This window comes from Paraburkholderia sp. PAMB 6770 (assembly GCF_057748135.1).
Map to the genome: position 1 here is coordinate 284,177 of NZ_CM173239.1, position 13,722 is coordinate 297,898.

General features: G+C 65.6%; 14 protein-coding genes. 3 read left to right on the top strand and 11 right to left on the bottom strand.

Annotated elements, in window-relative coordinates; all coding sequences use genetic code 11:
• Positions 1–244: 244 nt before the first annotated feature.
• From AC3AP7_RS18845 to AC3AP7_RS18890, 10 genes are all read right to left on the bottom strand, one after another.
• The gene (locus AC3AP7_RS18845) at positions 245–1,174 is read right to left on the bottom strand and encodes a 3-oxoacyl-ACP synthase (protein WP_487364934.1); all 930 of its coding nucleotides are present in this window, start codon (positions 1,172–1,174) and stop codon (positions 245–247) included.
• On the bottom strand, positions 1,168–2,208 hold the full coding sequence (locus tag AC3AP7_RS18850; RefSeq protein WP_487364099.1) for a beta-ketoacyl-[acyl-carrier-protein] synthase family protein: 1,041 nt from the start codon (positions 2,206–2,208) through the stop codon (positions 1,168–1,170). The genes AC3AP7_RS18845 and AC3AP7_RS18850 overlap by 7 nt, the downstream gene beginning before the upstream one ends.
• Before the next feature lie 8 nt (positions 2,209–2,216).
• The gene (locus tag AC3AP7_RS18855) at positions 2,217–2,813 is read right to left on the bottom strand and encodes a GNAT family N-acetyltransferase (protein ID WP_487364100.1); all 597 of its coding nucleotides are present in this window, start codon (positions 2,811–2,813) and stop codon (positions 2,217–2,219) included.
• On the bottom strand, positions 2,810–3,922 hold the full coding sequence (locus tag AC3AP7_RS18860) for an acyl-CoA dehydrogenase family protein (protein ID WP_487364101.1): 1,113 nt from the start codon (positions 3,920–3,922) through the stop codon (positions 2,810–2,812). Before AC3AP7_RS18860 ends, AC3AP7_RS18855 begins: the two co-directional genes overlap by 4 nt.
• A gap of 26 nt (positions 3,923–3,948) precedes the next feature.
• Positions 3,949–5,157 (bottom strand): pyridoxal-dependent decarboxylase, exosortase A system-associated, encoded by a 1,209-nt coding sequence (locus AC3AP7_RS18865; protein ID WP_487364102.1) that lies wholly within the window; start codon positions 5,155–5,157, stop codon positions 3,949–3,951.
• On the bottom strand, positions 5,154–6,773 hold the full coding sequence (locus AC3AP7_RS18870; protein ID WP_487364103.1) for an acyl-CoA ligase (AMP-forming), exosortase A system-associated: 1,620 nt from the start codon (positions 6,771–6,773) through the stop codon (positions 5,154–5,156). The genes AC3AP7_RS18865 and AC3AP7_RS18870 overlap by 4 nt, the downstream gene beginning before the upstream one ends.
• A gap of 47 nt (positions 6,774–6,820) precedes the next feature.
• Positions 6,821–7,768: a 3-oxoacyl-[acyl-carrier-protein] synthase III C-terminal domain-containing protein gene (locus AC3AP7_RS18875; RefSeq protein ID WP_487364104.1), complete on the bottom strand. Its 948-nt coding sequence runs from the start codon at positions 7,766–7,768 to the stop codon at positions 6,821–6,823.
• A complete protein-coding gene (locus tag AC3AP7_RS18880; protein ID WP_487364105.1) occupies positions 7,765–8,682 on the bottom strand; it encodes a 3-oxoacyl-[acyl-carrier-protein] synthase III C-terminal domain-containing protein in 918 nt (305 codons plus the stop codon). Before AC3AP7_RS18880 ends, AC3AP7_RS18875 begins: the two co-directional genes overlap by 4 nt.
• A gap of 106 nt (positions 8,683–8,788) precedes the next feature.
• The gene (locus AC3AP7_RS18885; RefSeq protein WP_487364106.1) at positions 8,789–9,067 is read right to left on the bottom strand and encodes an acyl carrier protein; all 279 of its coding nucleotides are present in this window, start codon (positions 9,065–9,067) and stop codon (positions 8,789–8,791) included.
• 31 nt (positions 9,068–9,098) lie between these two features.
• Positions 9,099–10,358 (bottom strand): acyl-CoA dehydrogenase family protein, encoded by a 1,260-nt coding sequence (locus tag AC3AP7_RS18890; protein WP_487364107.1) that lies wholly within the window; start codon positions 10,356–10,358, stop codon positions 9,099–9,101.
• Between the two features lie 238 nt (positions 10,359–10,596).
• Between AC3AP7_RS18890 and AC3AP7_RS18895 the strand changes: the two genes are divergently transcribed.
• The 3 genes from AC3AP7_RS18895 to AC3AP7_RS18905 all read left to right on the top strand — a co-directional run bounded on the left by AC3AP7_RS18895 (position 10,597) and on the right by AC3AP7_RS18905 (position 12,290).
• Positions 10,597–11,433, top strand: coding sequence for a FadR/GntR family transcriptional regulator (locus AC3AP7_RS18895; RefSeq protein WP_487364935.1), 837 nt, complete (start codon positions 10,597–10,599; stop codon positions 11,431–11,433).
• A 99-nt stretch (positions 11,434–11,532) separates the two neighbouring features.
• Entirely contained in the window at positions 11,533–11,805 is a 273-nt protein-coding gene (locus tag AC3AP7_RS18900; protein WP_487364108.1) for a type II toxin-antitoxin system TacA family antitoxin, read from the top strand.
• The gene (locus tag AC3AP7_RS18905; protein WP_487364109.1) at positions 11,802–12,290 is read left to right on the top strand and encodes a GNAT family N-acetyltransferase; all 489 of its coding nucleotides are present in this window, start codon (positions 11,802–11,804) and stop codon (positions 12,288–12,290) included. The genes AC3AP7_RS18900 and AC3AP7_RS18905 overlap by 4 nt, the downstream gene beginning before the upstream one ends.
• A 42-nt stretch (positions 12,291–12,332) precedes the next feature.
• On the opposite strand, the gene AC3AP7_RS18910 is transcribed toward AC3AP7_RS18905, so the two are convergent.
• On the bottom strand, positions 12,333–13,676 hold the full coding sequence (locus AC3AP7_RS18910; RefSeq protein WP_487364110.1) for an amidase family protein: 1,344 nt from the start codon (positions 13,674–13,676) through the stop codon (positions 12,333–12,335).
• Positions 13,677–13,722 lie beyond the last annotated feature (46 nt).

Below are 13,722 nucleotides of genomic sequence, written 5' to 3' on the forward strand. Positions count from 1 at the left end.
AAGTCGCGCATCAGCCCTGCTCGCCCGGATATTGAAGTGATCCTGAAAGTGTTTGTCCGCGCGGAGTGGGGATTTATTTTAATACCGGTATCCGCAACATCGCCAGATGGATTGCCTTATTTCGGATAAGGATGACGGACCAGAAATTAATGCTTTCAATTGCACGACGCCGTTTGTTGCAATCATGGTGGCTTCGGTTGATGAATCAGACCCGATTGCCTCAGACCCGATCGGGCTGGCGCGCCTAGCGTATGAGCAGAGCGGCTGCAGAAAATCCACCCACCCCTTGCGCATACAGCAGAAGAGGCTTGCCCGGAATCAGCCCATCGCAGTCGGCGAGATTGATGAAGGGGTCGCTCACTGTCACATGGGCGGTGCGCGCAAAGTTGCGGGTGAACAGACATGACGCTGGCAGTCCGAGCGTGGCAACGATTCTGCGCCACGCCGGCAGATCGAGATGAGGCGGCAGGATGCGCTGAATCTCGGTCAACGGTATGTGGGCGTCGTCGGCGACCTGCAGGATGAGCCGTCGCGCCGTAAAAAAATAATGGGCCGCGAAGCGCCGCTCATGCCCTTCCAGCATGCCACGCCATCCGTTTCCGCTCGCGTGACTCGCCAGCGCGAGCAGGCGGTTGATCCTGGCGTTGCGCTCGACGAGCACGGCGCACGCGCCGTCGCTGAGGAGTCCGGACGCCTCGATCAGTCTGTCGGCAGCATGCGGCATGGTGTCAGCCCCCACCAGCAATACGCGATTCATGGTCGGGCGAGCGATGAACATCGCGCGGATAATCCGCAGCGCGCCGAGCGACGATGCGCAATGTTGCTGGGCGAATGAAAATGCGTTTGCGTTCGAGAAGCCGAACCGTTCGCACAGCAGGCGCGGCAGGGAAAGGGGCGGCGGTGCGACGCTGCCTTGCAGCGTGTGGACGTAGACGAGACAGTCGACGGTGTCGGGTGCGAGCGCGGCCGTATCCAGCAGCGACTCGATTGCATGTGCCGCAAGCGTGATGGCCGTTCGTCTCCCTGCGTCGTGGAAGCGGTGGACGCCCGCCAGTCTCAGGCGGGTGATGGTGGCATCCGGTTGCCCGGTTCTCAGGCCCCACCTGCGGACATCCTCGATACGCCCGGGTAGCGAGTAGGCGACGTGCGGGATGCCAATGACCACCTTCACGATGGACCGTGCCCGTGGCTGTCACCGTGGAGAGACGGTGTCCCGTGTGATGCAAACAGCGCACAGCCGACGAAGCCACCGAGTCCGATGCCCCACATGAGGACCTGACCTTGCCAGGGCGGCGCGCGGGTGGCGAGCATGTCGGCCAGTCGCACGATCGGACCAGCCGAGCCGAGGTCGGCGAAGCGGGCGCCACTGCTCGCGTGGCAACCGAGATGCTGGTGCACGAGATCGCCCAGCTGCGAGCCGGTTTCCTGTCCGACCACGGTGGCGAGTTCGTGTGCGCGGACGCGGTGCCGTGCCAATAGCGCATCGACCGTCAGGAGCAAGGCCGGCGCCCAGACGCGCTGGATACCGGCGCGCGAGAGCGGGGGGCGAGCCGATATCCGGTGCAAGGGACGCGTGGATGCGTCGATCAGGCGGAGTCCGCGCGTCGTGATCGAGGACCGCTCGACCAGCATGGCGCCGGCCGCGTCGCCTTGCACGATCTCGCGGCCGGACCGTCGCGAAAACGGTGGGTACCACTTTTCTGCGGCGACGATCAGGATGGTGTGCACGTGGGATTCGGCAATGAACAGGTCCTGCGTCAGTTGTAGCGCGGTGAACACCGACGCGCCCTGCTGCTGGGAGACGGAGAACGGGAAGCATGGCGTGCCGACGACGGTACACAGGCGCCCGGCAACAGTGGTTGAGACATGCTCGGCGAGGCTGGTATGGCAGAACATCACGATGTCGATGGGGGCGGCATCGGGATGCCGCGCCGCGCAGATCGTTTGCGTGACGCTGGCGGCGAGGCCCGACAGATCCGTTTCGCACTCGACAGGCACCTGGGCGGTGCGGGAACCTTTTGCCTTGACGGCAACAGGCTTGTGGAAATCGGTCTTCGCCGTTTCCACAAAGGTGCCGCATTCCCTGCGCCATGACGTGACCCAGGCATCCCAGCCGGACCGCGTGGTGTTGCGCTGCCTTGCCCCGATCGCTTGTTCCCGGTCCGGTGGGACCGCGTGCGGCACATGTATCGCGAGTGCCGTAATCATGGGCCCGTTCATGATGGCGCGGACGGAGTGCCGAGCTCCTCCGGGAGCAGGTCGTAGAGCAGCCGGCCGACCCGCTCGTCACCGACGAGGTGGCAGTCGCGTTGCAATCCGATCAGTCGGAAGCCGAGCCGGGCCAGCAGGTGCTGCGAGGGGACGTTGGATTGCGCTGCCCACGCAGTGATGCAGTGCAGCCCGTCGCAGTCGAACGCTTCGTGAAGGAGGGATCGTGCGGCGTCGTAGGTCATGTTCGCGCAGGCGGGCCGCCGTCTGTCCCGGAGGACCCAGAAGGAGCCCGTGGCGAAGCGATGGGTGATGTCGCTCGCAGCGACCAGCCCGCTCGGGGCGCGATACCCGGGAGGACCGAACACGCGTATGCGGTGCCGGCCGCATCGCAGCATCGCGTGTACGGCGAGTGCCGGCAGCGTCTGCCGGCCAAGTCCGAAATCAAACCAGTGTCCGATGGCGGGTTGCGCGAGCCAGCAGGCAATGTCGCGGACATCGTCACGGTCAGGTTCACGCAACCAGCAGCCAGAGAATGGAATATCGGCCTGAGGCTCCCGGACCGTGGAGCCGGGAGAGGTGGACCCGGGGGGATGTCCGGTCATGCGTGCACCTCTTCCGTGTTTCCCGTATGCGTGGGTGACGTGAATTGCCCGAGCGCCGCATCGATTTGCATGAGCAGCATTGCGAACCAGTGGCCTGTCTGGAAGCGTGCTGCCGGCGGCAGTCCTTCGACGTAGCCGTGACCGCCGCAGAGCTGGACCAGTTCGCAACCGACGTCGACGGATTCGGCTGCGACATGGCGAATCAGCTGTCGGGCGAGCGATGCAGGCACACATGGTCCGGCGGCCGCCACGGAGCGCAGAAAGAGGTGAGTCCCGTGGGTGACGATCAGCATGTCGGCCAGCCGTGTGGCGACAAGCTGATGGATTGCCAGAGGCTTTCTGAAGGCCTGCCGCGACGTTGCGTAGTCGAGTGCGAACGTGACGCTGTGCTGCATCGCACCGGTCAGCAGTGCGGCCAGATAAAACCCCGCTTCCGTGAGCCAGGTCTGCGCGGGGAAAATGCCTTCCGCGTTGGGCTGCCCGATCATGGCGAGCGGTGGTGCCGGACTGGCCTCGCCGAGATCCACATGCTCGAGGGTGAGCGTGCCGAGCGTGGCGACGTGTCTGGCGTGTGGTGCCTGGAGCGCAGGCGCCTGCCCGGTGAGAACGACGCCGCGGCGTGTGGTATCGACATGCATCGTGAGTCCCGGCGCAACTGATTCACGGAGACGCCACTGGCCGGCGGTTCCGGTATCCGGCACCGTGAGGGCGATGGATGCAGTGGCGTCGAAATAGTCGCCGACCGGGCGCGCAGACAGTGGGGCGAGCGCGTCGTGTGCGCGCAGCGTCATGAGTGCAGGGGCGCTCAGGGTCAGTGCGGCGGCCCGCTCGAGCGGGCCGGCGGCGAGCGCCCCGATGACGAGCGACAGGTCGTCGTGGTTGATGGCCATCCCACCCAGGGACTCGGGCAGGATCATCGTGCCCAGATCCTGCGCCGCGGCGAGCCCGACGGTCTCCTCCCACACGACCGCCGAGGGGGCCTGAGCCAGCAAGGATTCGAGTCGCTCGCTGGCGAAGCGTTCACTGGCTGCGCGCAGGCTGCGCTGATCGTCGGTCAGTGCCCAGGAGGTGGGCACCGGGGCCGACAGAAAGGATTGCGTGGCACGCATCGCGTCCTCCTCTGTTGTCACTGGGTTCAGACAAGCATCTCGACGGCGGCGGGATGACCGAGAAAGTTGCCTGGGCTCGCCGACTGCCCGTAGGCGCCTGATTGCAGGACGACCACAAGATCTCCGATGCGGGCCTCCGGGAGCAGGACGTCGTCCGCGATCCGGTCGAGTGGCGTGCACAGGCACCCGACGATGTGGCAGCGTTCCCAGGGTACGTCGTCGACGCGATTGCCGAGAACGACCGGGAAGTTGCGACGCAGGACCTGTCCAAAATTCCCGGAGGCGGCCAGATGGTGGTGCAGGCCGCCGTCGGTAACCAGGAACGTCCTGCCACGGGATATCTTGCGGTCGATGACGCGGCACACGTAGATGCCCGCTTCGCCAACCAGGTATCGTCCCAGTTCCAGGACGACGCGCGTGTCCGGCAGTTCACTCCGGAATCCGGGCAACCAGCCGTGCATGGCGTCTGCGACGGCCCGCAGATCCAGCGGGGTGTCATCCGCGAAGTACGGGATGCCGAAGCCACCGCCCAGATTCACGTATCGCGGCGCGCGTGCCAGGCCGTCTGCCAGTCCCATGACGAGTGCGGCGCTTTTCTGCTGGGCCTCGATGACGGTCGGGGCGTGCAGGCACTGTGATCCCCAGAAGACGTGAAAGCCGGCCAGTGCCAGTTCGCACGCATCGAGCTCGCGCAGCAGGGCCGGCACCTGTTCCACATCGACGCCGAACTGTACTGCCCCGCCGCCCATGCGCATGCCACTGTGCCCGACGTGAAAGTCGGGGTTGATGCGAAGGGCGATGCTGGGTCGCACGCCGAGTTCCCAGCCGATTGCCGTGACGAGGTGCAACTGGGTGGCTGATTCGAGATGAATGTTGATGCCACTCGCGACTGCACGACGCAGCTCATCACGCTCCTTGCCCGGTCCGGCAAAGCCGATTTCGGTGGCGGCCATGCCGGTATTCAGGGCGAGCGCCATCTCCGTCGCGGATGCGACGTCGAAACCGTCGACCTGCGTCGCGAGGTGGTGCACGATGGCGGGCATCGGATTGGCCTTGATCGAATAGTGCAATCCGATTCCGGCCGGCAGTGTGTCGCGCAGCATGCGCACGCGGCCATCGATTGCCGTCCGGTCATACGCGAAAAAAGGCGTGCGCCCCGCACGATCGGCCAGGCGCCCCGCCTCGATGCCGCCGATGGTCAGGATACCGTTTTGCGATCTGAACGGGTGGTTCACGATGGTCTCCCTTCGAGCCCGCCTGCAGTGCCGGTGAATGCGGCGCGCAACGCGGTCCGATCGAATTTTCCGTTCGGGTTGCGCGGGATACCGGGTCGGACGACGATCCGGTGCGGCACCATGTATCGCGGCAGGCGCTCTGTGCACCAGGCCCGAAGGGTCTGGGGATCGAACAGGCCGGTTGCCGGCACGACCAGCAGTACGATCGTTTCGCCGAGTTCGTCATCAGGGATGCCGAGGGCGACGGCTTCCGTCACGAGGCCGCTGGCGTGCACGGTCTCCTCAAGCTCTTCGGGGCTGATCCGGTACCCGGAGCTCTTGATCTGGGCGTCGCTGCGTGCGACGAAGTAGAGAAACCCGTCAGCATCGCGCCGCACGAGGTCTCCTGACCAGACGGCGGTGTCGCGCACGGCGCGGCCAGGCTTGATCTCCGGAGATGGCCGGTAGCGCTGGGTTGTCCGGGCCGGGTCGTTCCAGTAGCCCAGCGTGACGCAGGCACCGGTGTGAACCAGTTCGCCGACTTCCTCCGGCCCGCACGAGGTGCCGTCTTCGCGGACCACGAGGATCCGGGCATTCGGCACCGCCTTGCCGATTGAATCGGGACAGCGATCCACCTCGGCAGGGTCGAGGAACGTCGAGCGGAACGCTTCAGTCAGGCCGTACATCAGGTACGGTGTTGCCTCGGGAAACAGCGAGCGCAGTTGCTGCAGGACCGGTACCGGTAGCCGGCCACCCGTATTGGCGAAATAGCGCAACGTGCGGCGTGCCGTGTCCGGCCAGGCGGCGCGGGCCAGTTGCATCCACAACGGTGGCACGCCGGTGATTGCCGTGATGCGTTCGCGTTCGCACGCATCGATGATGTCTTGCGGCGTCAGGTAGTTGATCAGCACGGCGCTGGCGCCTGCGGACCATGCCGATGTGAGCTGGCTGAGACCCGCGTCGAAGCTGAGCGACAGGGCGGCAAGGATGCGATCGGATGGCGTGTGGTGAAGGTAGTGCGCGACGCTCCATGCCCCTTCGAGCAGGTTGCGATGACTGAGCATCACGCCTTTGGGCAGCCCCGTGGAGCCGGAGGTGTAGAGGATAGCGGCCAGGTCCGTGTCGATGCCCGACGCGGTTCCCGGGCGTGATACATGCGGACCACCGTCGTCGATGGACTCCACGCCCGCGTGTCCGGGCCAGCCCTGAATATGTGTATTCGTGCGCAGATGTGGGCTCACGACACCGGGATCGTCCACGATGATCGTATGCGGGACGCCCGCCAGACCATTTTCGTCGAGCACGCATGCGCGCAGGGCGGTGGTGATCAGGCAGTCGGCGCCGCAGTCGCGCAGGATGTGTGCAACCTGATGGGGTTTGAGCAGGGGATTGACGGGCACGAACACGCGTTCCGTCGCTGCGATGCCGAGCATCGACACGACGGTTTCGATGCGCTTGTCGAGCAGGATGGCGATGCGCGCACCGTGGGGGATTCCCAGTGCGTCGAGCGCCTGTCCGATGAGAAGCGCGTGATGGAGCAGATCGCGATAGGTCGTCCGGGTCGAACCACAGACCAGGGCCTCCGCGTCGGGCGTGCGGTTCGCTGCCGCGTGGATGAGGTCGATGAGATTTCTCATGGTGATGTCAGGGCGACGATAAATAGGTGGGGAAATCCGCTGGACAGTCAGTGACGAATGACCGTCGCACCGAAACAGCCAGCGAGACCGCAGGAGAACAGCAGGGACCACTCTCCGGGCTCCAGATCCAGGCAGGTCTGGAGGTTGATGAACGGGTCCGCACCGAAGACGTGGCCGATGCGCCCGAAATTTGCGCTGGCGAGCCGCTCCTGCGGGATGGAGAGCATCGTCATCAACCTGGCCCAGCCTGGCAGGTTGGCGTGATGGGGCAGTACGTGCGTGATGTCGCAGGGCGCGATGCCTGCCTGCCGGATCGCGGCGCGCATGGTCGCGAACGCGGACCAGTAGTAGCGATCGTCGGGCACTGGTTGCAGATCGTCGTCCGTGCCGCGGAATGAGCGTGCGTCCGTGTACAGATGCAGACCGGCAATCACGTTGCGCTGACCGTGCCGCTCGAGCAGCACGGCGCAGGCGCCGTCGCTGTGCAGGGCGAGATCGTGAATGGCGCGCAGCCGGTCGCATTCCGAACCGATCACGTCGGCACATACGACGATCGCGCGTTCCAGCGAAGGGTGCCGTGCGGCGAGCGCGAGAAGCACGCGGATGGCGGCCATCGGCGAAACGCAATGCTGCTGTGTGACAGAAAACGCGAGGGCGCGAGTCAGGCCTGTGCAGGACTGGATATGCCGGGCGGTACCCGAGGGCGGTGCAAGGACGCTGGTCTGGATCGTGTGCGTGTACACGAGGGCGTCGATAGCAGTGGGTGCCGTGTCCGAGTCGTGCAACAGCGCGGAGACTGCCTGGACAGCCAGCGCCACAGGCGACTCACCGGCCGCGTCATGAAACCGGATAGCGCCGTTGACGAGCAGCGCACGGGCGCGCGCGACCGGCAGGCCGCAGCGTGTCGCCCAGTCGTGTGCATCGACGGTCTTTCCAGGCAGGCTGGACGCAATGCCGGACACAGAGAGTGACGGGGTGTGTGCCGGGGTCGTCATGTGTCGCTCCCGTGGAATTCGATCACAGCGCAGGCGGCCTGTCCCTGGAAGCCCGCGGACCAGACGAGCACGCGTTGTCCATCGAACGGACTGATCGAGCGCAGCAACGTATCGAGTTGCGCGGGCGTATCAGCGGTGCACAGATGACCGGGAGTGTTTCCGTCGTTACGCCAGATCCGTCCGGCGCGCAGCCCGCAGCGTGTGCTGACCTCCTGTATCAGCCAGGCGTCGATGGTTGCGGGCACGATCCAGTCGATTTCCGCTGGGCCCAGCCCGGCGCACGCGCATGTTTCATCGATGATCTCGGCAAGTGTTGCGATGTCGATGAATTCCGTTGCTGCCGGCGAGCATGAGCCGGCTCCCGGTGTCCGGACCGTGAGGCTGCGTACCTGCCAGCCGGAGACAGGCGTTTGCGCGACCAGTACCGCGGCGGCCCCGTCGCCCAGGACCGCCACGGACCCGGTCCGGCGCGGGAAGGGCGCGCGCCAGCGCTCTGCCGCGACGATCAGCACCGTATGCAGCCGGGTGTCGGCAGCCATCATCGCAGCGGCGACGTCCAGAGCCATGATGAACGCGGCACCCTGAAGCTGTCCGATCGCGAACGGCGCGCGGCTCGATCCGAGTTCGCTGTGCAGACGACACGCGCAGGACAGTGCCAGGTCATGTTCAAGGCTGGTCGTGCACACGATGATCTGGTCTGGCGCACGCAGACCGGCCCGGGGCGAAGTCCGGAGAAGTGTCCGCGCAACATGCAGGGCCATGTCCGAGAGCGTCAGGCACCGTTCGATGGCGATCCGATCGCTGGCCGGCAGACTGCACTGGTGGGGCTGACGGCTATCTGCCCTGAATGGCGTAGCCCTGTCGCGCCATCGCAGCGTATCGGCATAGACGGCGCGCATGACGGCTTCTTTCACGGTGGCGCCAGAGCGCCGGAAAGGTTCAGCACGTGTATCCGGCGAGACGCGGGGAGATGGAATGTAGCTTGCCGTGGCGACGATGCGAGCCTCGACATCAGCGTGTTCAGTCGGAGGACACATGGGACTCGACGAACGCAACCAGATTGCCGAAGCGGAGGAACAGGTCGGCAGACAGATCCTCTGGCGCCAGCGTGAAGCCGAAGCGCTGTTCGAGCTGCAGCAGCAACTCGGTCATGTTCATCGAATCGACGCCGATGTCGAAGAGATTCGTGTCGTCGGCGACAAGCTCGGCGCTCAGGTTGCTGCCGAGAACGGACAGCAGGCAGTCTTTCACGGTCGCGGGGATGTCATCGGGTCGGGTTGAGACGCGGGGGGGTGCCATGAGCGGTCTCCGGTGCGAGGTGTGTGGGGCCTCAGGATGCGAGTGCGTGTGCGGGATTCGACGATGTCGACGAATGAATCTCCCAGGGCAGGGAGGTCGCGCGGTGCGCGGCGCGGGCGATCATGAGCCGTTGCAGGTCGCCGGTGCCTTCCATGATGTCGAATGCCTTGGCGTCGCGATAAGCCTGTTCGATCGACGGGCAGGCTGCGATGCCGTCGAGGCCGGCGAGTTCAAGCGCGGTGCGCGTGACTCGCGCGGCTACGCGCGAAGCGTGAGCCTTCGCCATCGACGCATCCATCGAGGTCGCGATGCCTTGGTCGGTTTTCCACGCCGCGTGATGGCACAGCAGATGCGCTGAGGTGATCTGCCGGTCGAGGTCGAGCAGACTCGCTTCCACATCGACGACGCGATGGTGCTTGCCGACCGGGTGTCCGCCCGCTCCGAAATAGGCAGCCAGATCGTCGCGTACCCGCCGGCAGACGCCGACCATGACAGCGGAGAGCAGGGGCCGGAAATAGTCCCACGCCTGCTGGGCACCCGAGAATGCGTCATCGAGCGGCGTTTCATCGCCTCGTCTGAGGCATGCGTCATCGGGCACTTCGCAGTCGGTGTAGGAGAGCACGGCAAGCTGGCTGGCACGCAGGCCCGACATGCGCTCGATGCGTGCGACCGAGAAGCCCGGTGTAGTGCAATCGACCCGGAACGCGCGGACGCCGAAGCGGCCTGATTTCTGGTTGACTGTGGCGAACGTGATGACACAGTCGGCGCGCGCGCCATTGGTAATGAAGCATTTGGTGCCATTCAGCACCCAGCCCTGGCTGGTCTTGCGCGCTGTGGTCCGCATAGCGGTGGCGTCGGAACCGCAGTCGGGCTCGGTGATGGCGAATGCGCCCCAGCGCGGCGTCGTGCCGTGAAAGCGTTCGAAGAAGCGGGCCTGCTGCGGGCCGCTAGCGAGCGCGAGGACGGGGGGCATGGCAAGGCCCGGACCGGGCAGGGCGAGGGCCAGGCCGGCGTCGGCATAACCCAGGTATTCCATCACCATCACGCGTGACGCGAGCGACTGAACGTGTGGGCACCCGCCATAGGCGAGAGGGACCAGATGCAGATTCAGTGTGGGGACGTCCCCGGGTTCCCATACTGCGTCGGGAATCTGTCCGGTCCGGTCGGCTTCCGGGCCGTGGGCACGCATGCATGCCGCGAGCCGGTCAAGCGGCAATCCGCAGGCTTCGAGACTTGCCGCCAGTGCGGCCAGCGTGCCGCGTTCCGGTGACGGTTGCAGATACTCGAACATCGGCGGGTTCCTCCAGCACCGCGAGCGCGCGGCGGATTATCGGCATGCACGGAACGTAAGGGCGGTTTGTGCGCTTGCTGTCCGGACTGGAGCGTAGGTGCTCGCTGGTGCTCGCGCTACCTCCACACAATGGGAGGGTGCAGCCAGTCAGGTTTCGGATGCTGGCCGGGCGTGCTGCGGATACCCGATAATGGCGGCGGAATGAAGCGATGAATGGCCAACGACGGGCGTGACCGATATGGCAGGACGAAAACCGACAACCGAAAAGAAGATGCCGCCGGTGCAGCCGGACAGACGGGGATCGCGCGCGGTCAAGCGGGGCGATCAGGTGGCCGAGCTGATCAAGCGCTGGATCAACGATGGGCGGGCGCGGCCGGGAAACCGTCTCAACAAGGAGGCCGAACTGCAGCAGATGTTCAACGTCAGCCGGGGCTCGATGCGCGATGCGCTCAAGGCGCTGGAAGTGCAGGGGCTGGTGAGTCTGAGCACGGGACCGGACGGCGGAGCGACCATTACGCGGGTACCGCTCGCGCGGGCCTTTCAATCGCTACAGAACTATCTGTTTTTCGAGAACATCACGCTCGAGGACATTTACGCCGTGCGTCGCACGCTTGAACCAATGGTGGCGGCCGGTGCCGTGGCCTGGCTGACCGAGGCAGACTTCGAGGCGCTCGAGCGTAGCGTTTCGGTGTGCGAGCCGTTCGAGGTACACCCGGAGGGAGCGCTTGATCAGCGCCACGAGGACATCCACTTCCATGACGTGCTGGCGGCGGCTCATCCTAACGCGTTCCTGCGCTGCCTGTGCCAGATCATCAACCAGATGCTTCACACGCTGGTGATTGTCGCGGGAAATGTGACGCAGCAGGACTACCAGGCGTTCGGCCGGCAGACCGTTGCGGCGCACCGGGCGATCCTTGCTGCCGCGCGGCGCCGGGATGCCGGTGCTGTTGCCCGGCTCATGGCCGGGCACATGGACGATGCCGAAGCCCAACTGCGCAAGGTTCACGCGGCGCTGCAGCAGAAGCTTGTGCTGGACTCCGATCTGGACCTGCGCGCAGACCGCGGTGCATCCTGACGCCGTCGGTTTTTTGCGTGGGATAACCGGCAAATTTCCGTACGGAGCTTGTTTGACCCGGCAAATTTCCGTACAATTGATGCTAGGAGGTGATTTTCCATGGCTATGACGACCAGATTCGAGGCCCGGATGGAGCCGGATGTGCATGCGACGATCCGGCGCGCGGCGGAAATCCAGGGGCGCACGATGACGGATTTCGTCATTTCTGCTGCGCGCGAGGCCGCTCAGCGGGCGATTGCCGAGGCGGAGGTCATCCGGCTTTCGCTGGAGGATTCCCAGCGGTTTGCTGATGCGATCATTTCGCCGCCGGAGCCGGTGGATGCGCTCAGGCGCGCGATCGCCAGTCACGACCGGTTGCTGCGTAACGAATGAATGGCGTCCCGCTTGTTGTCTGCGCGCTTGCCTCGATGCATGACCGGACCCAGTTTGAGAGTGGTTCATCCGCACTGGACCGGTATTTCCGGGAATACGCCACGCAGGACGTCCGCCGTCGCGTCGCGGCGTGTTTCGTCATGCTGGATAACGACGTCGTGGTCGGCTACTACACGCTGTCAAACGCGAGTATCGCGCTCGCTGACCTCCCCCGGGAGGTCGCACGAAAGCTTCCGCGCTACCCGGCCGTTCCGGCCATACGCATGGGGCGACTGGCCGTCGACCTGAAGTATCGCGGCCGGGGGCTGGGGGCCGCGCTGCTTGTCAATGCATTGCGCCGGGCTGCGCAATCGGAGATTCCCGCTGTCGCGCTGGCTGTCGATGCGAAGGACGAAGAGGCTGCCGGGTTTTACCGGCATTTCGGGTTCAGCCCGTTCGGTGGTGACGCGCTGTCACTGTTCCTTCCGCTTGCAGGCATCCGGTAGCTTCCGTGGTGGCCGCGAGGGGGCAATCACAGCCATCCCTTGTCAGGCGGGTGCCGTGCCCGCAACGGACGCCGCCAGAGCGCACGTCATGTCTGCGAACGGAGCGCGTCCGAATGCGAGTTCGAGCACGTGACTGGCCCACAGGACCAGCGCATCCGCGTGGCGGCCGCCGACGATCTGGATGCCAATCGGCAGGCCCGCTGCAGTCATCCCGGCGTAGAGGCTCGCAGCCGGCAGTCCAAGCTGGTTGCACCACGCTGTGAAATGGGGAAACAGCTCGTCGCCCGACGTCGGTTCTGCGAGCGGCATCGCGACGCGTGTATAGACCGGGCAGATGACAAGGTCGTGCTGCCCGAAAAACGTATTGACCCCGGCACCCCGCTCTCCCCGTTCGATCAGTGCACCGAGCAAGGCCTCCCTGGAGATCGCGCTGCCGGCTTCAGCGTACGCCTGCAGCGACGGATCGAGTTCGGCCCATTGATCGGTCATGCCGCCTGTGAGCTGGTGGCAGCAGGCACGCCAGAGCGTGGTGTGAATCGCATTGCAGCGGGCGATGCCCGGTGGATCGGAGAACTGGATACGCGCGCCCAGCTCGCGGAAGGTCGATGCAGCGCGTGTCACCGCGTCATGGATGGGCGTTTCGACGGTGAGTGGTAGTCCGAGCGCCGGGCTGCAGGCTATGCGGATGCCGCCGGGGACCGGCTGGCATTGCAGTCCACGCGCGTAATCCGCACCATCGAACGGCAAGGCGTACCAGTCGCGGCTGTCCGGCCGGCTGATTGCCGTCAGGGTATGCGCCGCATCCTCGACGCAACGCGTCATCGGGCCGGCGTGACTGAGCAGGGCAAACGGACCGCGCGGGGCATGCGGGACGCGTCCGAAACTCGGCTTGAAGCCGAAAGTGCCGGTGAATGCCGCCGGGATGCGGATCGAGCCACCGCCGTCCGTACCGATGGCGATCGGGCCCATTCCGAGCGCGACCGCCGCCGCTGCGCCGCCGCTGCTTCCCCCCGGGGTGCGCGAACGGTCCCAGGGGTTGCGCGTGATGCCGGTGAGCGGGCTGTCGGTGACGATCTTGTGCGCGAAGTCGGGGAGCGTTGTCTTGCCGAAGCAGATCGCGCCCGTCTCGCGCAGCCGGGCGACGCACGGACTGTCCTGCGATGCCGCCTCGCGAGAGGTCGCACGCGAGCCGTAACGCGTGGCGAGGCCCGCGATCGAGACGTTGTCCTTGATGCTGACCGGCACGCCGTCGAGCATGCCAAGCGGGGTGCCGTGTTGCCATCGCACTTCGGATGCGCGCGCCAGGTCGAGCGCATCGCTGGCGATCTGGCAGAACGCGTTGATCGCAGGATCGAGTGACTGGATGCGCTCCAGCACCGCATGCATGACCTCGACCGGCGAGGCGTCGCCCGCTGCGTAGAGCGCGCCGAGC